Raw genomic sequence first — 17863 nt, 5'->3', positions numbered from 1 at the left:
AATTAAAACACAAACTATAAAATTAGACTAAAATGCCTCAAGCGGGTCTCCGCGGGTAGTGTCTTTGGTGCCTTGCCGTTGAACGTCGGCGAGCAGGCGGATGATCGTCGCCTGGTGGAATCCACTCGTGCGTTGTTCAAAACCGGTTTCTTTCAGGATATCCAGCTGGGCCGCGAAGGCAATGTCCTGGTGATCACCGTGGTTGAACGCCCATCCGTTGCCAGTATCGAGATCGAAGGCAACAAGGCGATTTCCACTGAAGACCTGATGAAAGGCCTCAAGCAATCCGGATTGTCCGAAGGCGAGATTTTCCAGCGTGCCACTCTCGAAGGTGTGCGCAACGAACTGCAACGTCAGTACGTCGCCCAAGGCCGCTATTCGGCTACCGTCGATACCGAAGTGGTCTCGCAGCCGCGTAACCGTGTGGGTCTGAAGGTGAAAATCAACGAGGGCACCGTTGCCGCCATTCAGCACATCAACGTGGTCGGTAACACGGTGTTCCCCGAGGAAGACCTGACCGACCTGTTCGAGTTGAAAACCACCAACTGGCTGTCGTTCTTCAAGAACGATGACAAATATGCTCGCGAAAAACTCTCCGGTGACCTGGAGCGTCTGCGCTCCTACTACCTGGACCGCGGCTACATCAACATGGACATCGCCTCGACCCAGGTATCGATTACCCCGGACAAGAAGCACGTCTACATCACCGTCAACGTGACCGAAGGCGAGAAGTACACCGTTCGTGACGTCAAGCTCAGCGGTGACCTGAAAGTTCCTGAAGACCAGATCAAGTCGCTGTTGCTGGTGCAGAAAGGCCAGGTGTTTTCGCGCAAGCTGATGACCACCACATCCGAGCTGATCACTCGTCGTCTGGGTAATGAAGGTTACACCTTCGCCAACGTCAACGGCGTACCACAGCCGCATGACGACGACCACACGGTAGACATTCTTTTCGCTGTCGATCCGGGCAAGCGTGCCTACGTCAACCGCATCAATTTCCGTGGCAACACCAAGTCCGAGGACGAAGTGCTGCGTCGTGAAATGCGTCAGATGGAAGGCGGCTGGGCTTCGACGTACCTGATCGACCAGTCCAAGACCCGTCTGGAGCGTCTGGGCTTCTTCAAGGAAGTCAACGTTGAGACGCCGGCTGTGCCGGGTGTCGATGACCAGGTCGACGTGAACTATGCCGTTGAGGAACAGGCGTCCGGTTCGATCACCGCCAGCGTTGGTTTTGCGCAGAGCGCCGGTCTCATCCTCGGTGGTTCGATCACCCAGAACAACTTCCTCGGTAGCGGTAACCGCGTCAGCATCGGCCTGACACGCAGCGAATACCAGAGCCGCTACAACTTTGGCTACGTTGACCCGTACTGGACCGCCGATGGCGTAAGCCTGGGTTACAACGCGTTCTATCGCACCACCGACTATGATGAACTCGATGCCGACATTTCCAGCTACGCGGTAGACAGTCTTGGTGCGGGCGTCAACGTCGGTTACCCGATCAGTGAGACTTCGCGTCTGACGTTCGGTCTGTCTGCCCAGCAGGACAAGATCAACACCGGTCGCTATACCGTTGACGAGATTTTCGACTTCGTTGAGAAAGAAGGCGACAACTACCTGAACTTCAAGGCCTCGGCCGGCTGGTCCGAGTCGACCCTGAACAAAGGCGTCCTGCCGACACGTGGTCGTTCCCAGAGCCTGACCCTGGAAACCACGCTTCCTGGTAGCGACCTGTCGTTCTTCAAACTTGATTACCGTGGTCAGTTGTTCCAGCCGATCACTGAAAACTACACCCTGCGCCTGCACTCCGAACTCGGTTATGGCGACGGCTACGGTTCGACCGATGGCTTGCCGTTCTATGAAAACTACTATGCCGGTGGTTTCAACTCGGTTCGTGGCTTCAAGGACAGCACCCTTGGCCCGCGCAGTACGCCGAGCCGCGGTGCAGCTGTAACGGGTAACTCGGGTACGCTTGCCGACCCGGATCAGGATCCGCTGCCATTCGGCGGTAACGTGTTGATTCAAGGTGGTGTTGAGCTGCTGTTCCCGCTGCCTTTCGTGAAAGACCAGCGCTCGCTGCGCACGTCCGTATTCTGGGACGTAGGTAACGTGTTCGATTCCAAGTGCGACAAGACGACCAACGCAGCCGCAGGGTCGACTTCCAGCACTCAATGCAACGACATCAGCCTGAGCAACATGGCCAGTTCCGTCGGTGTCGGCGTGACCTGGGTCACTGCACTGGGGCCGTTGAGCTTCGCCCTGGCGATGCCGATCAAGAAACCGGATGACGCTGAAACTCAAGTGTTCCAATTCTCCCTCGGCCAGACGTTCTAAGCGTCTGACCCAAGATAACGACAATGGATTTTGTAGGAGTGCATCGTGCGTAAGTTGACTCAATTGGTTCTCCTGGCCTCCGTACTGGTGGCAGGCCCGGCGTTCGCCGACATGAAAATTGCCGTGCTGAACTATCAGATGGCACTGCTGGAATCCGACGCGGCGAAGAAGTACGCGGTGGATGCAGAGAAGAAGTTCGGTCCGCAACTGACCAAACTGAAAACCCTGGAAAGCAGCGCCAAAGGCATTCAGGACCGTCTGATGGCCGGTGGTGACAAGATGCAGCAGGGCGAGCGCGAGCGTCTGGAGCTGGAATTCAAGCAAAAGGCCCGCGACTTCCAGTTCCAGTCCAAGGAACTGAACGAAGCCAAAGCTGTTGCCGACCGCGAAATGCTCAAGCAACTGAAGCCAAAGCTGGACGGCGCAGTGGAAGAAGTCATCAAGAAAGGTGGTTTTGACCTGGTGTTCGAGCGTGGTGCAGTTATCGATGTCAAACCTCAGTACGACATCACGCGCCAGGTTATCGAGCGCATGAATCAGCTGAAGTAACCCATGACTGTGACTATCAGGCTCGGCCAGTTGGCCGAGCACCTCGGCGCCACCCTGCGTGGCGACCCCGAGACGCAAATTACTGGGCTAGCCACTTTGCAAGAGGCTGGCCCAGCTCAGTTGAGCTTTCTGGCAAATCCCCAATACCGTAAATACCTGGCCGGTTCGCAGGCAGCTGCGCTGCTGCTCAAGGAAGCCGATGCCGAGGGCTTTGCCGGTAATGCTTTGGTGGTGCCGGATCCTTACCTGGCCTATGCGCGCATTTCGCACCTGTTCGATCCAAAGCCAAAAGCTGCCGCGGGTATTCACCCGACAGCGGTGATCGCGCCGGATGCGGTAGTTGACTCGAGTGCCAGCATCGGCCCGTTCGTGGTCATCGAAGCCGGTGCACGCATCGCTGCACGGGTAACGCTGGGCGCGCATTGCGTGGTCGGCGCTCGCAGCGAGATCGGTGAAGCAGGCTGGCTGGCTCCGCGCGTCACGCTGTATCACGATGTGCGTATCGGCAAGCGTGTGGTCATTCAGTCCGGTGCGGTGATTGGCGGTGAGGGCTTCGGCTTCGCCAACGAAAAAGGCGTCTGGCAGAAAATCGCCCAGATCGGTGGCGTGACCATCGGCGACGATGTCGAGATCGGCGTGAATACGGCCATCGACCGTGGCGCTCTGGCCGATACCGTGATTGGCAATGGCGTGAAGCTCGACAACCAGATTCAGATCGCACACAACGTCCAGGTCGGTGATCACACTGCCATGGCCGCGTGTGTCGGCATTTCGGGCAGCACCAAAATCGGCAAGCACTGCATGCTCGCCGGTGGTGTCGGCCTGGTCGGCCACATCGATATTTGCGACAACGTTTTCCTGACCGGGATGACCATGGTGACCCACTCGATTACCGAGCCAGGCGCCTATTCTTCCGGCACAGCCATGCAACCGGCGGCCGAATGGCGCAAAAGCGCGGCCCGTATCCGTCAGCTCGATGACATCGCGCGACGGTTGAAACAGCTGGAAAAGCGCGCTGGGGAAGTGACCCCTGACGGCAATGCTTCATCTGATGGCTGATACCATTTCCATATCAAGTGTGCACAGCCTCTGGACTGCCTCCTTGATTTGCTAGAGGAGTGCGCGTCAGTCGCGCTCCCAATCTTTACATAGGCTTCCCCCTGAAATGATGGACATCAACGAGATTCGCGAATACCTGCCTCACCGTTACCCGTTCCTGCTGGTGGACCGGGTGGTGGAACTGGACACTGAAGGCAAGCGAATTCGCGCCTACAAGAATGTCAGCATCAATGAACCGTTTTTCAATGGTCACTTCCCTGCGCATCCAATCATGCCAGGCGTGCTGATCATCGAAGCGATGGCTCAGGCTGCCGGGATACTTGGTTTCAAGATGCTCGACGTCAAACCGGCCGACGGCACCCTGTATTACTTCGTCGGCTCCGACAAGCTGCGCTTCCGCCAGCCAGTCAAGCCGGGCGACCAGTTGATCCTTGAAGCGACCTTCATCAGTTGCAAGCGCAAGATCTGGAAGTTCGAGTGCCAGGCTTCGGTTGATGGCAAGCCGGTCTGCTCGGCAGAAATCATCTGTGCGGAACAGAAAGTATGAGTTTGATTGACCCTCGCGCAATCATCGATCCGTCCGCCGTTCTGGCTGACGGCGTCGAGGTCGGCCCGTGGTCGATCATCGGCGCAGGTGTGGAAATCGGCGAGGGTACCGTGATCGGGCCGCATGTGATCCTCAAGGGGCCGACCCGCATTGGTAAACACAATCGTATCTACCAGTTTTCCTCGGTAGGCGAAGACACCCCGGATCTGAAATACAAAGGCGAGGAAACCCGCCTGGTAATCGGTGACCACAACGTTATCCGCGAAGGCGTGACCATTCATCGTGGCACCGTTCAGGACCGTTCGGAAACCACTCTGGGTGATCACAACCTGATCATGGCCTATGCCCACATCGGTCACGACAGCGTCATCGGCAATCACTGCATTCTGGTCAACAACACTGCGCTGGCCGGGCATGTACACGTGGACGACTGGGCGATTCTCTCCGGCTTCACTCTCGTTCATCAGTACTGCCACATTGGCGCGCACAGTTTTTCCGGCATGGGCACGGCGATCGGCAAGGACGTTCCGGCGTTCGTCACCGTATTCGGTAACCCGGCCGAAGCGCGCAGCATGAACTTCGAAGGCATGCGCCGCCGCGGTTTCAGCGAAGATGCAATCCACGCCCTGCGTCGTGCCTACAAGACGGTTTATCGCCAGGGCCTGACGGTCGAGCAGGCACTGGCCGAGCTGGCCGAGCCATCTGCGCAGTTCCCTGAAGTCGCCGTGTTCCGCGATTCGATCCAGGCATCGACTCGCGGCATCACCCGCTGATCATGGCCAGTCTGCGTATTGCGCTGGTGGCGGGTGAGGCTTCCGGTGACATCCTCGGCGCCGGCCTCATGCGCGCGCTAAAGGCTCAGCACCCGGCAGTCGAATTCATCGGTGTCGGCGGTCCGCTGATGCAGGCCGAAGGCCTGACTTCGTACTTTCCCATGGAACGCTTGTCGGTCATGGGGTTGGTGGAAGTTCTGGGTCGGCTGCGTGAATTGCTCAAGCGCCGCAAAGAACTGATCGCCACGCTGATCGCCGCGAAGCCAGACGTGTTCATCGGCATCGACGCTCCGGATTTCAATCTCAATATCGAACTCAAGCTGCGTCAGGCCGGGATCAAAACCGTGCATTACGTCAGCCCGTCGGTGTGGGCATGGCGGCAGAAACGGGTGCTGAAGATCCGCGAAGGCTGCGATCTGATGCTCACCCTGTTGCCGTTCGAAGCGAAGTTCTACGAAGAGAAAGGGGTGCCGGTGCGCTTCGTCGGTCACACCTTGGCCGATACCATTCCGCTTGAGGCTGATCGCGCCGCTGCACGTGCCGAGCTGGGCTTGCCCGACGGTCCGCTGGTCGCGCTGATGCCGGGCAGCCGTGGCGGTGAAGTCAGTCGCCTCGGCGCGCTGTTTCTGGATACCGCCGAACGTCTGCGCGACATGCGAGCGGGCGTGCGCTTTGTCATTCCTTGTGCCAATCCGGAGCGCCGCGTGCAACTTGAAGCGTTGCTCGCCGGCCGCGATTTGCCGGTGACGTTGCTCGATGGTAAATCGCATCTGGCCCTTGCCGCGTGCAACGCCGTGTTGATCGCATCGGGCACTGCTACCCTTGAAGCGCTGCTGTACAAACGGCCGATGGTGGTGGCGTATCGGCTGGCGCCGCTGACGTTCTGGATTCTCAAGCGCATGGTCAAAAGCCCGTACGTGTCGCTGCCCAACTTGCTCGCCCAGCGCTTGCTGGTGCCGGAGTTGTTGCAGGATGATGCGACTGTCGAGGCGTTGGCACAGACGCTGTCGCCCTTGATCGATGACGGCGAGGAACAGACCCGCGGCTTCGACGAGATCCACCGCACGTTGCGGCGCGATGCTTCCAATCAGGCGGCGCAAGCCGTCCTTGACCTGATCGGCAAACCACAATGAGCAAGACAAGCATGCAGATGGGCCTGGATTTCACCCTGGTCGCCGAAGTCGACGAGCTGGTCGCCGGTGTCGATGAAGTGGGGCGTGGCCCGTTGTGCGGCGCGGTGGTGACGGCGGCAGTGATTCTTGATCCGAATCGGCCGATTCTTGGCCTCGACGATTCGAAGAAACTCACCGAAGCCAAGCGCGAAAAGCTCTACGAAGAGATCTGCGAAAAGGCCCTGAGCTGGTGCATCGCCCGCGCCGAAGTCGAAGAAATCGATGATTTGAACATTCTGCACGCGACCATGCTGGCCATGCAGCGTGCGGTCGCCGGCCTGCACGTTCAGCCGAAACTGGCGATGATTGACGGCAACCGCTGCCCGCATTTGCCAATGCGCGCTGAAGCGGTGATTCAAGGTGACGGCAAGGTGCCGGCGATCGCAGCGGCGTCGATTCTGGCCAAGGTCAGTCGTGATCGCGAGATGGCGGCGTTCGAATTGATCTACCCGGGCTACGGCATTGGCGGCCATAAAGGCTACCCGACACCCGTTCATCTGGAAGCACTGGCGCGGCTCGGCCCGACGCCGATTCACCGTCGCTCTTTCGCCCCGGTGCGCCTGGCTTACGAGGCGCGGGAAAGCCTGACGCAGGTTTAGGCGCAAGGCTGATGTTTTAATTCAGGCCCGGTACAATCCGGGCCTCGTTGTCTTTATGTAACTGGACAGGATCACCATGCCGGCTTCATTCGTTCATCTACGCCTGCACACTGAATACTCCCTGGTCGACGGGCTGGTGCGAATCAAGCCGCTGGTCAAGGCGCTGACCGCCATGAACATGCCGGCGGTCGCGGTCACCGACCAGAACAACATGTGTTCCCTGGTCAAGTTCTATAAAAACGCCATGGGCGCCGGCATCAAGCCGATCTGCGGCGCCGACCTGTGGCTGGCGAACAAAGACCCGGATGCACCGCTGAGCCGCCTCAGCCTGCTGGTGATGAACGCTCAGGGTTATCGCAATCTCACCGAACTGATCTCGCGCGGGTTCATCGAAGGCCAGCGCAACGGCATGGTCATCGTCGAGCGCGAGTGGGTGGCCGAGGCCAGCGATGGCCTGATCATGCTGTCCGCCGCCAAAGAAGGCGAGATCGGCATGGCCATGATCGGCGGCAACCCGGCGGAAGCCGAAGCGCTGACTCGCGAGTGGATGGCCGTGTTCCCGGATCGCTTCTATCTGGAAATCCAGCGTACCAATCGCCCTAACGATGAAGAGCAACTGCACGGCGCCGTGGCCTTGGCCGACAAGCTGGGTGCGCCGCTGGTGGCGACCAACGATGTGCGCTTCATCAAGCAGGAAGACTTTGCTGCCCACGAAACCCGCGTATGCATCGGTGAAGGCCGCGCCCTTGACGATCCGCGCCGTTCGAAGAATTACAGCGATCAGCAATACCTCAAAAGCGCCGAGGAAATGCTCGAGCTGTTCAGCGATATCCCCGACGCGATCGAAAACACCGTCGAGATTGCCAAGCGCTGCAACATCGAAGTGAAGCTGGGCACGCACTTCCTGCCCAACTTCCCGATCCCCGATGGGATGACCATCGACGAATATTTCCGCAAGGTGTCCTTCGAAGGTCTTGAAGAACGCTTGGCAGTGCTGCTGCCCAAAGACACTACCGAAGACTACGAAGCCAAGCGTCAGGTCTATGTCGACCGCTTGAATTTCGAGCTGGATATCATCATCCAGATGGGCTTCCCCGGTTACTTCCTGATCGTGATGGACTTTATCCAGTGGGCCAAGAACAACGGTGTACCGGTAGGTCCGGGCCGGGGGTCGGGTGCCGGTTCGCTGGTGGCCTACGTACAGAAGATCACCGACCTCGACCCGCTGGAATATGACCTGCTGTTCGAACGTTTCCTCAACCCGGAGCGGGTTTCCATGCCCGACTTCGACGTCGACTTCTGCATGGACGGTCGCGACCGCGTGATCGACTACGTGGCCGAGAAATACGGCCGCAACGCGGTGAGCCAGATCATCACCTTCGGTTCCATGGCCGCCAAGGCTGTGGTGCGCGACGTGGCGCGGGTGCAGGGCAAGTCCTACGGGCTGGCGGATCGTCTGTCGAAGATGATTCCGTTCGAAGTGGGCATGACCCTCGAAAAAGCCTACGAGCAGGAAGAGATCCTGCGTGACTTCATCAAGGTCGATGAAGAGGCCGCGGAAATCTGGGAGATGGCGCGCAAGCTCGAAGGCGTGGTGCGTAACGTCGGCAAGCACGCCGGTGGCGTGGTGATCGCACCGACCAAACTGACCGACTTCTCGCCAATCTATTGCGACGAGGCCGGTGACGGTCTGGTGACCCAGTTCGACAAGGATGACGTTGAAGCGGCCGGTCTGGTCAAGTTCGACTTCCTCGGCCTGCGAACCCTGACGATCATCGACTGGGCGTTGAAAACCATCAACCGCGACCGTGCCAAGGTCAACGAACCGCCGCTGGACATCGCGTTTATTCCGCTGGACGACAAACCGACTTACCAGTTGCTGCAAAAAGCCGAAACCACGGCGGTGTTCCAGCTTGAATCGCGGGGCATGAAAGAGCTGATCAAAAAGCTCAAGCCCGACTGTCTGGAAGACTTGATCGCTCTGGTAGCGCTGTTCCGTCCGGGCCCGCTGCAATCGGGCATGGTGGACGACTTCATCAACCGTAAGCACGGGCGCGCCGAGCTGGCCTATCCGCACTCGGACTACCAGTACGACGGCCTCAAGCCAGTCTTGGCGCCGACTTACGGCATCATCCTGTATCAGGAACAGGTGATGCAGATCGCTCAGGTCATGGCCGGTTACACCCTCGGTGGTGCGGACATGCTGCGTCGGGCGATGGGTAAGAAAAAGCCCGAGGAAATGGCCAAGCAGCGCGGCGGTTTCATTGAAGGTTGCGCGACCAACGGCATCGATGCCGACCTTGCCGGTAACATTTTCGACCTGGTGGAAAAATTCGCCGGTTACGGCTTCAACAAATCCCACTCCGCCGCCTACGGCCTGGTGTCATACCAGACCGCCTGGCTGAAAGCCCACTACCCGGCGCCGTTCATGGCCGCGGTACTTTCGGCGGATATGCACAACACCGACAAGGTCGTGACCTTGATCGAGGAAGTGCGGACGATGAAGCTGCGCCTCGACGCGCCGGACGTGAACACTTCGGAGTTCAAGTTCACGGTGAACGACGATGGCCGCATTGTTTATGGCCTCGGCGCGATCAAGGGTGTCGGTGAAGGTCCGGTGGAAGCAATCACCGAAGCGCGTCAGGCCGGTCCGTTCAAGGATCTGTTCGATTTCTGCGCGCGGGTCGATCTCAAACGCATCAACAAGCGCACCCTCGACGGTCTGATCCGCAGCGGCGCGCTGGATCGCCTCGGCCCGTATTTCCACGATGAACAAAAGGCGTATCAGGCCAACATCGACCGCAACCGCGCCGTGCTGCTGGCGGCGATGGAGGAGGCGATCAAGGCGGCCGAGCAGACCGCGCGCACCCACGACTCCGGGCACGCCGACCTGTTTGGCGGCTTGTTCGTTGAGGAAGATGCCGACGTTTACGCGTCCCATCGCAAGGCCAAGGAACTGACCCTCAAGGAGCGTCTCAAGGGTGAAAAAGACACCCTGGGCCTGTACCTGACCGGTCACCCGATCGACGAATACGAAGGCGAGATCCGCCGTTTCGCCCGTCAGCGCATCATCGACCTGAAACCGGCCCGCGATACGCAGACTGTGGCGGGGATGATCATTGCCTTGCGGGTGATGAAGAACAAAAAGGGCGACAAGATGGGCTTCATCACCCTCGACGACCGCTCCGGGCGGATCGAGGCGTCGCTGTTTGCCGATGCGTTCCATTCGGCGCAGTCGCTGCTGCAGACCGACGCGATGGTGGTGATCGAAGGCGAGGTCAGCAACGACGACTTCTCCGGCGGCCTGCGCCTGCGGGTCAAGCGTGTGATGAGCATGGAAGATGCACGGACCAATCTGGCCGAGAGTCTGCGCCTGAAGCTGCACACCCAGGATCTCAAAGGCGATCAGCTACGCTGGTTGGGCGAATTGCTCAAGCGTCATCGCGGCGCGTGCCCGGTGACCATGGAATACACCAGCCCGGATGCGAAGACCTTGCTGCAGTTCGGCGAGACCTGGCGGATCGACCCGGCGGATGCGTTGATTCAAGCCCTGCGTGACCAGTTCGGGCGAGACAACGTCTTCCTCCAATACCGTTGACCGGCAGGCGCCATCATTGCGCTTGCCCGCAACCTGAATTTTTAATCTCGACCTTAGCGCGCCTCTCCCTTAAGGTAGGGCGCGAATAGACAACCGGCCGGCCCAAGCTCATTTGGGACACGACCCAAGACGGACGCCTATGAACCCGAATTTTCTAGATTTCGAACAGCCGATCGCCGACCTGCAAGCCAAGATCGAAGAGTTGCGCTTGGTCGGTAATGACAATTCGCTGAATATCGGCGATGAGATCTCCCGCCTGCAGACAAGAGCAAGACGCTGACCGAAGACATCTTCGGCAAGCTGACCAGTTGGCAGATCGCACGTCTGGCGCGTCACCCGAAACGTCCTTACACCCTCGATTACATCGAGCACATCTTCACCGAGTTCGACGAACTGCACGGCGACCGTCATTTCTCCGACGACGCCGCGATTGTTGGCGGTATCGCCCGTCTGGAAGATCAGCCGGTGATGATCATCGGCCACCAGAAGGGCCGTGAAGTGCGCGAAAAAGTTCGCCGCAACTTCGGCATGCCGCGTCCGGAAGGCTACCGCAAGGCCTGCCGTCTGATGGAAATGGCCGAGCGCTTCAAAATGCCGATCCTGACTTTCATCGACACCCCGGGTGCCTACCCTGGCATTGACGCTGAAGAGCGCAACCAGAGCGAAGCGATTGCCTGGAACCTGCGCGTGATGTCGCGCCTGAAAACCCCGATCATCGCCACCGTTATCGGTGAAGGTGGTTCCGGCGGGGCACTGGCCATCGGCGTTTGCGATCAGTTGAACATGCTGCAGTACTCGACCTACGCGGTGATCTCGCCGGAAGGTTGCGCATCGATCCTGTGGAAAACCGCCGAGAAAGCACCGGACGCCGCTGAGGCGATGGGCATTACCGCCGAGCGTCTGAAAGGCCTGGGCATCGTCGACAAGGTGATCAGCGAGCCACTGGGCGGCGCGCACCGTGATCCGGCTGCTGCCGCTGCGTCGATCCGCGCCGAGCTGAGCTCGCAACTGGCGATGCTCAAGCAGTTCGATAACGAAGCGCTGCTCAAGCGCCGTTATGATCGCCTGATGAGCTACGGTCTCTGATCGAACGCAATACCCATGTGGGAGCGGGCTTGCTCGCGAAAGCGGTATCACAGTCGACGAATGTGTTGAATGTTGAGACGCCTTCGCGAGCAAGCCCGCTCCCACATTTGATTGGGGCATAGAGGCGGATATGAGTCAGCGTTCGATGGATTTGCCTTCACGGCTTCTGCTGAACCTTGAGCCCTGGCGCAATGCCGCTCACTGGCGCATCGCCTTCTCCGGCGGTCTCGACTCCACCGTCCTGCTGCATCTGCTCGCCACCTTGGCGAAAACCGAATCCCTCCCTGCGCTAAGCGCCATCCACATCCATCACGGCCTTCAGGCTGCGGGCGATGCGTGGCCGCAACATTGCCAGGCGGTCTGCGATGCGCTGGATATTCCTTTGCAAGTGGAGCGGGTAAGCGTGAAGGAGGGGGCGAGCCTGGAGCGGGCGGCGCGGGATGCACGTTATGCCGTCTTCAGTTCGCTGACGCAAGCCTGTGACGTGTTGCTGACCGGTCAGCACCGCGACGACCAAGCGGAAACGCTGCTGTTTCGGCTGTTGCGCGGCGCGGGTGTGCGCGGACTTGGCGGGATGCCGCAGCAGCGCCACGTGGGGCAGGGCACACTGGTTCGACCGTTGCTGGATATCAGCCGCGTTGAGCTGGAACGTTATGCGCAGGCGCATCAGTTGCGCTGGGTCGATGACCCGTCGAACCAGGATCGCCAGTTTTCGCGCAACTATCTGCGCCACCAAGTCATGCCGGTGCTGACCGAGCGCTGGCCACAAGCGCAAGCGAGCATGGCGCGCACGGTTGCGCATCTGCGTGAGGCGCAAGGCTTGCTCGATGAGCTGGCGCAAATGGATCTGGCGCAGGCCCGCACGGCGCATGATTTCCAATGGTTGGGTTTATTCTCGCTGGATTTGGCGCCGCTGGCCGCGCTATCTCCGGCTCGTCAGCGCAACGCCCTCAGCCATTGGCTCCAGCCTTTGACTCGTTTGCCGGACGCTGACCATTGGTCGGGCTGGACCGACCTGTGCGACGCCGCTACCGATGCTTCGCCCATATGGCATCTGGCTGATGGCGAACTGCACCGCAGCGCGGGTCGGGTATGGTGGCTGAGTGGCGAATGGCTGCGCGCGCCAATCATCGGCACTGACTGGCAGACCCCGTCGATGGCGCTACGCTTGGCCGATAACGGCCGTGTGCGGTTCGACGGGGCGGCGCCATCCGGGCCGTTGCGCATTGCTTATCGGCAGGGCGGTGAGGTGATGCAACTGGCCGAGCGTGGCCGCCGTGATCTCAAGCGTCTGCTCAACGAACGCGCTGTGCCGGGGTTCGTCCGTGGCAGATTGCCGCTGCTGTTTCGCGGCGATGAACTGCTCGCCGTGGCGAACCTGCCGGGTCTGGATGGTCAGATGCACGAAGGCTGGACGTTGCGCTGGCAGCCAACAGACGAAGATCAAGGTTTGAGCTGAAAGGAGCATTCCGGTAGACTACGCTCCCTTCTTGATACAACTTCTGTGGATTCGCCTGAATTGCAGGAGTTGCCGATTACCAAGCAGTCTTTGCTGGGCGATTCCAAAAAATGTGTAGCGAGCAACGTACCGGTGTTTCATCTGCCGGTCTGTCACAACGCGGCGGTTTTTTCGAAAGGTGCACTGTGATTAATGCAGGTGATCGGGGGCTTCGGCCTTCCTTCGCTTTCCCCGGCGGCTCGTTCCGCTTTAACGCAGACTTCTAGGGTTTTTCATGACGCGCTACATATTCGTCACGGGCGGTGTTGTTTCTTCATTGGGGAAAGGCATTGCCTCGGCTTCATTGGCGGCTATCCTGGAGGCGCGGGGGCTTAAGGTCACCATGCTGAAGCTGGATCCGTACATCAACGTCGATCCAGGCACCATGAGTCCGTTCCAGCACGGTGAAGTGTTCGTCACCCACGATGGCGCCGAGACCGACCTGGACCTGGGTCACTACGAGCGGTTCATCCGCACGACCATGACCCAGAACAACAACATCACCACTGGCCGTGTCTACGAGCACGTGCTGCGCAAAGAGCGCCGTGGTGACTACCTGGGTGCAACCATCCAGGTGATCCCGCACATCACCGACGAAATCAAGCGCCGCATCATCAAGGGTGCCGGTGACGCAGACGTGGCGATGGTCGAGATCGGTGGCACTGTCGGTGACATCGAGTCGCAACCATTCCTCGAAGCCATCCGCCAGTTGCGTTTCGAAGTCGGCGCCAAGCGCGCGATGCTGATGCACCTGACGCTGGTGCCGTACATCGCCACCGCTGGCGAAACCAAGACCAAACCGACCCAGCACTCCGTCAAGGAACTGCGCTCGATCGGTCTGCAGCCAGACGTGCTAGTGTGCCGCTCCGATCACCCGATCGACGTGTCCTCGCGTCGCAAGATCGCGCAGTTCACCAACGTTGAAGAACGTGCGGTGATCGCCCTGGAAGACGCCGACACCATCTACAAGATCCCGGGCATCCTGCATTCGCAGGGTCTGGACGATTTCGTCGTTGAGCGTTTCGGTCTGCAGTGCGGCAGCGCTGACCTGTCCGAGTGGGACGCGGTGGTCGATGCCAAGCTGAACCCGGAACACGAAGTGACCATCGCCATGGTCGGCAAGTACATGGAACTGCTCGACGCCTACAAGTCGCTGATCGAAGCGATGAGTCACGCCGGCATCAGCAACCGCACCAAGGTCAACCTGCGCTACATCGACTCCGAAGACATCGAGAACCAGGGCACTGCGCTGCTCGAAGGTGTCGACGCGATTCTGGTGCCGGGCGGGTTCGGTCTGCGTGGCGTGGAAGGTAAGATCACTGCTGTTCAGTACGCTCGTGAGAACAAGGTTCCGTACCTCGGTATCTGCCTGGGCATGCAAGTGGCGGTCATCGAATTCGCCCGTAACGTACTGGGCTGGAAAGATGCCAACTCCACCGAGTTCGATCGTGCCAGCGGCCATCCGGTTGTCGGTCTGATCACCGAGTGGGAAGACGCCACCGGCGCTGTCGAAGTGCGTACCGAAGCGTCCGATCTGGGCGGCACCATGCGTCTCGGCGCGCAGGATTGCCTGCTCGAGCCGGGCTCCAAAGTTCACGACTGCTACGGCAAGGACGTGATTGTCGAGCGCCACCGTCACCGTTACGAAGTGAACAACAACCTGCTGCCGCAGATCATTGAAGCCGGCCTGAAAATCTCCGGTCGTTCCGCCGATGCCGCGCTGGTCGAAGTGGTCGAAGCGCCGGATCATCCATGGTTCGTCGCCTGCCAGTTCCACCCAGAGTTCACCTCGACACCACGCGACGGCCACCCGCTGTTCAGCGGTTTTGTCAAAGCCGCGTTGGCTCAACACCAGAAGAAGGCGTAACCCGATGGCACAGAAGATCATCCGCGTCGGCGACATCGAGATTGCCAACGACAAACCCATGGTCCTGTTCGGCGGCATGAACGTGCTGGAAAGCCGTGACATGGCCATGCAGGTTTGCGAGGAGTACGTAAAGGTCACCGAAAAACTCGGTATACCGTACGTGTTCAAAGCCAGCTTCGACAAGGCCAACCGTTCTTCTGTGACTTCGTATCGCGGTCCTGGCCTGGAAGAGGGCATGCGCATCTTCCAGGACATCAAGCAAGCCTTCGGCGTGCCGATCATCACCGACGTTCACGAGCCGGATCAGGCTGCGGTCGTCGCTGAGGTCTGCGACATCATTCAGCTGCCGGCCTTCCTGTCGCGCCAGACCGATCTGGTTGTCGCGATGGCCAAGACCAACGCAGTGATCAACATCAAGAAAGCCCAGTTCCTCGCGCCTCAGGAAATGAAACACATCCTGAACAAGTGCGTGGAAGCCGGTAACGATCAGTTGATCCTCTGCGAGCGCGGTTCGAGCTTCGGCTACAACAACCTCGTGGTCGATATGCTCGGCTTCGGCATCATGAAGCAGTTCGAATACCCGGTGTTCTTCGACGTGACCCACTCGCTGCAAATGCCCGGCGGTCGTTCCGACTCCGCCGGCGGTCGCCGCGCGCAGGTTACCGATCTGGCCAAGGCCGGCATGAGCCAGTCGCTGGCGGGGCTGTTCCTCGAAGCGCACCCGGATCCGGACAACGCCAAATGCGACGGCCCTTGTGCCTTGCGTCTGGACAAACTGGAGCCATTCCTGGCCCAGCTCAAAGCTCTGGACGAACTGGTGAAGAGTTTTCCGACGGTAGAAACCGCGTAACGCTCGATTCTCCGGTAAAGTACCGCACGATTTGTCGCTCAGGCCTTCGGGCTTGAGCGCTGTCGTCTGCAAGTCTGCCCGCTGTACCTCGCTTGCCGACGATAAAGATTTCCTCTAGCTGCGTCGTTTTCGTCAACTTTGGAGTGTTTACAACAATGGCAAAAATCGTCGACATCAAAGGTCGTGAAGTTCTCGACTCCCGACGCAAACCCACCGACGAAGCGGCCGAGCCACTCCACAACGCCATCAACCCCAGCGCCTGCGCGCCGTCCGGTGCATCCACTGGCTCGCGTGAAGCGCTCGAGCTGCGTGATGGCGACAAGAGCCGTTACCTGGGCAAGGGCGTGCTCAAGGCGGTAGCCAACATCAATGGTCCGATCCGCGATCTGCTGCTGGGCACCGACCCAAGCGACCAGAAAGCCCTTGACCACGCGATGATCAAGCTCGACGGTACCGAAAACAAGGCAACCCTGGGCGCCAACGCCATTCTCGCGGTATCCCTGGCTGCGGCCAAGGCGGCTGCGCAGGATCAGGACCTGCCGCTGTACGCACACATCGCCAACCTCAACGGCACCCCAGGTGTGTACTCGATGCCGGTGCCGATGATGAACATCATCAACGGTGGCGAGCACGCCGATAACAACGTCGACATCCAGGAATTCATGGTGCAGCCGGTTGGTGCCAAGTCGTTCTCGGAAGGTCTGCGCATGGGCACCGAGATTTTCCATCACTTGAAAGCTGTGCTGAAGGCCCGTGGCCTGAGCACTGCGGTGGGCGACGAAGGCGGTTTCGCACCGAACCTGGCGTCTAACGAAGACGCGCTGAAAGTGATCTCCGAAGCCGTGGCCAACGCCGGTTACAAGCTGGGCACCGACGTGACGCTGGCGCTGGACTGCGCCGCGAGCGAGTTCTACGAAGACGGCAAGTACAACCTGTCCGGCGAAGGCCAGGTGTTCACTGCTGAAGGTTTCGCCGACTACCTCAAAGGTCTGACCGAGCGTTACCCGATCATCTCGATCGAAGACGGTCTGGACGAGTCCGACTGGGCTGGCTGGAAAATCCTCACCGACAAGATCGGCGAGAAGACTCAGCTGGTAGGCGACGACCTGTTCGTGACCAACACCAAGATCCTGAAAGAGGGCATCGATAAAAAGATCGCCAACTCGATCCTGATCAAGTTCAACCAGATCGGCACCCTGACCGAAACCCTGGAAGCCATTCAGATGGCCAAGGCTGCCGGCTACACCGCCGTGATCTCGCACCGCTCCGGCGAAACCGAAGATTCGACCATTGCCGACCTGGCCGTGGGCACCTCGGCTGGCCAGATCAAGACCGGTTCGCTGTGCCGCTCCGACCGTGTTTCCAAGTACAACCAACTGCTGCGTATCGAAGAGCAGTTGAACGGCAAGGCCAAGTACAACGGTCGCACCGAGTTTCGCGGTTAAGCGCAACCTGATCAAAGGACACCGGATTGTGTCGGAAAAGTCGTGACAGCGATGGATTTGCCACTAATCTGATGCCTTAAGCACAAGCCTGGACCTTTCCAGGCTTCGTGCTATCAGATGCTGCAACATTATGCGTGGCTGTCTTTTTTCACTGGATACCTGATATTCGATGCGCAGTCCTTACTGGTTGTTTCTTGTTTTGCTCTTACTGCTGGCCGGTCTGCAGTACCGCCTGTGGGTGGGCAATGGCAGTCTGGCGCAGGTCGCCGAGCTGAAACAGCAGATCGCCGATCAACATGCCGAAAACGAAGGCCTGCTGGAGCGCAACCGGGTGATGGACGCTGAAGTCAGCGAGTTGAAAAAAGGCATGGAGACCGTTGAAGAGCGGGCTCGTCACGAACTGGGCATGGTCAAGGACGGCGAAACCCTTTACCAGTTGGCCCAATGATCGATTCCCTGCCGGCCTACTGGGCCGTGATTCCTGCCGCG

Annotated in this window: 13 protein-coding genes and 1 pseudogene; all 14 read left to right on the top strand. The window is 59.4% G+C overall.

Annotation, left to right across the window (positions count from 1 at the left end):
- The first annotated feature begins 21 nt into the window (after positions 1-21).
- Entirely contained in the window at positions 22-2331 is a 2310-nt protein-coding gene (bamA, locus tag ACIGDJ_RS18885) for an outer membrane protein assembly factor BamA (RefSeq protein WP_397504589.1), read from the top strand.
- A 45-nt stretch (positions 2332-2376) separates the two neighbouring features.
- Positions 2377-2880, top strand: coding sequence for an OmpH family outer membrane protein (locus tag ACIGDJ_RS18880; RefSeq protein ID WP_042557882.1), 504 nt, complete (start codon positions 2377-2379; stop codon positions 2878-2880).
- Between the two features lie 3 nt (positions 2881-2883).
- Complete coding sequence (gene lpxD / locus ACIGDJ_RS18875) at positions 2884-3939, top strand: UDP-3-O-(3-hydroxymyristoyl)glucosamine N-acyltransferase (protein ID WP_101157876.1); 1056 nt, start codon at positions 2884-2886, stop codon at positions 3937-3939.
- A gap of 106 nt (positions 3940-4045) precedes the next feature.
- Positions 4046-4486 carry a 3-hydroxyacyl-ACP dehydratase FabZ gene (gene fabZ, locus ACIGDJ_RS18870; protein WP_016771469.1) on the top strand — a complete coding sequence of 147 codons (441 nt, stop codon included), beginning with the start codon at positions 4046-4048 and terminating at the stop codon, positions 4484-4486.
- On the top strand, positions 4483-5259 hold the full coding sequence (gene lpxA, locus ACIGDJ_RS18865) for an acyl-ACP--UDP-N-acetylglucosamine O-acyltransferase (protein WP_016771468.1): 777 nt from the start codon (positions 4483-4485) through the stop codon (positions 5257-5259). Before fabZ ends, lpxA begins: the two co-directional genes overlap by 4 nt.
- A gap of 2 nt (positions 5260-5261) precedes the next feature.
- Positions 5262-6392 carry a lipid-A-disaccharide synthase gene (gene lpxB / locus ACIGDJ_RS18860; protein WP_101157877.1) on the top strand — a complete coding sequence of 377 codons (1131 nt, stop codon included), beginning with the start codon at positions 5262-5264 and terminating at the stop codon, positions 6390-6392.
- 11 nt (positions 6393-6403) lie between these two features.
- Complete coding sequence (gene rnhB / locus ACIGDJ_RS18855; RefSeq protein ID WP_157830875.1) at positions 6404-7030, top strand: ribonuclease HII; 627 nt, start codon at positions 6404-6406, stop codon at positions 7028-7030.
- Between the two features lie 76 nt (positions 7031-7106).
- On the top strand, positions 7107-10628 hold the full coding sequence (gene dnaE, locus ACIGDJ_RS18850) for a DNA polymerase III subunit alpha (RefSeq protein ID WP_312995626.1): 3522 nt from the start codon (positions 7107-7109) through the stop codon (positions 10626-10628).
- 139 nt (positions 10629-10767) lie between these two features.
- Positions 10768-11714, top strand: a pseudogene (locus ACIGDJ_RS18845) (acetyl-CoA carboxylase carboxyltransferase subunit alpha).
- A 130-nt stretch (positions 11715-11844) separates the two neighbouring features.
- Positions 11845-13173 (top strand): tRNA lysidine(34) synthetase TilS, encoded by a 1329-nt coding sequence (tilS, locus tag ACIGDJ_RS18840; protein ID WP_397480184.1) that lies wholly within the window; start codon positions 11845-11847, stop codon positions 13171-13173.
- Positions 13174-13447: 274 nt separating this feature from the next.
- Positions 13448-15079 (top strand): CTP synthase, encoded by a 1632-nt coding sequence (locus ACIGDJ_RS18835; RefSeq protein WP_397504588.1) that lies wholly within the window; start codon positions 13448-13450, stop codon positions 15077-15079.
- Between the two features lie 4 nt (positions 15080-15083).
- The gene (gene kdsA / locus ACIGDJ_RS18830) at positions 15084-15929 is read left to right on the top strand and encodes a 3-deoxy-8-phosphooctulonate synthase (protein ID WP_007954807.1); all 846 of its coding nucleotides are present in this window, start codon (positions 15084-15086) and stop codon (positions 15927-15929) included.
- 155 nt (positions 15930-16084) lie between these two features.
- Complete coding sequence (eno, locus tag ACIGDJ_RS18825; RefSeq protein WP_397504587.1) at positions 16085-17374, top strand: phosphopyruvate hydratase; 1290 nt, start codon at positions 16085-16087, stop codon at positions 17372-17374.
- 169 nt (positions 17375-17543) lie between these two features.
- Positions 17544-17822 carry a cell division protein FtsB gene (gene ftsB, locus ACIGDJ_RS18820; protein ID WP_007964293.1) on the top strand — a complete coding sequence of 93 codons (279 nt, stop codon included), beginning with the start codon at positions 17544-17546 and terminating at the stop codon, positions 17820-17822.
- The last annotated feature ends 41 nt before the right edge of the window (positions 17823-17863 follow it).

This window comes from Pseudomonas sp. NPDC079367 (assembly GCF_044542195.1).
Classification (GTDB): Bacteria; Pseudomonadota; Gammaproteobacteria; order Pseudomonadales; family Pseudomonadaceae; genus Aquipseudomonas.
This window is presented reverse-complemented; position numbering and strand designations above follow the sequence as displayed.

Excerpts from the sequence above, each read along its gene's own strand:
- lpxD (WP_101157876.1), top strand. The coding sequence starts at position 2,884 with ATGACTGTGACTATCAGGCTCGGCCAGTTGGCCGAGCACCTCGGCGCC.
- fabZ (WP_016771469.1), top strand. The coding sequence starts at position 4,046 with ATGATGGACATCAACGAGATTCGCGAATACCTGCCTCACCGTTACCCG.
- lpxA (WP_016771468.1), top strand. The coding sequence starts at position 4,483 with ATGAGTTTGATTGACCCTCGCGCAATCATCGATCCGTCCGCCGTTCTG.
- lpxB (WP_101157877.1), top strand. The coding sequence starts at position 5,262 with ATGGCCAGTCTGCGTATTGCGCTGGTGGCGGGTGAGGCTTCCGGTGAC.
- rnhB (WP_157830875.1), top strand. The coding sequence starts at position 6,404 with ATGCAGATGGGCCTGGATTTCACCCTGGTCGCCGAAGTCGACGAGCTG.
- dnaE (WP_312995626.1), top strand. The coding sequence starts at position 7,107 with ATGCCGGCTTCATTCGTTCATCTACGCCTGCACACTGAATACTCCCTG.
- tilS (WP_397480184.1), top strand. The coding sequence starts at position 11,845 with ATGAGTCAGCGTTCGATGGATTTGCCTTCACGGCTTCTGCTGAACCTT.
- ACIGDJ_RS18835 (WP_397504588.1), top strand. The coding sequence starts at position 13,448 with ATGACGCGCTACATATTCGTCACGGGCGGTGTTGTTTCTTCATTGGGG.
- kdsA (WP_007954807.1), top strand. The coding sequence starts at position 15,084 with ATGGCACAGAAGATCATCCGCGTCGGCGACATCGAGATTGCCAACGAC.
- eno (WP_397504587.1), top strand. The coding sequence starts at position 16,085 with ATGGCAAAAATCGTCGACATCAAAGGTCGTGAAGTTCTCGACTCCCGA.
- ftsB (WP_007964293.1), top strand. The coding sequence starts at position 17,544 with ATGCGCAGTCCTTACTGGTTGTTTCTTGTTTTGCTCTTACTGCTGGCC.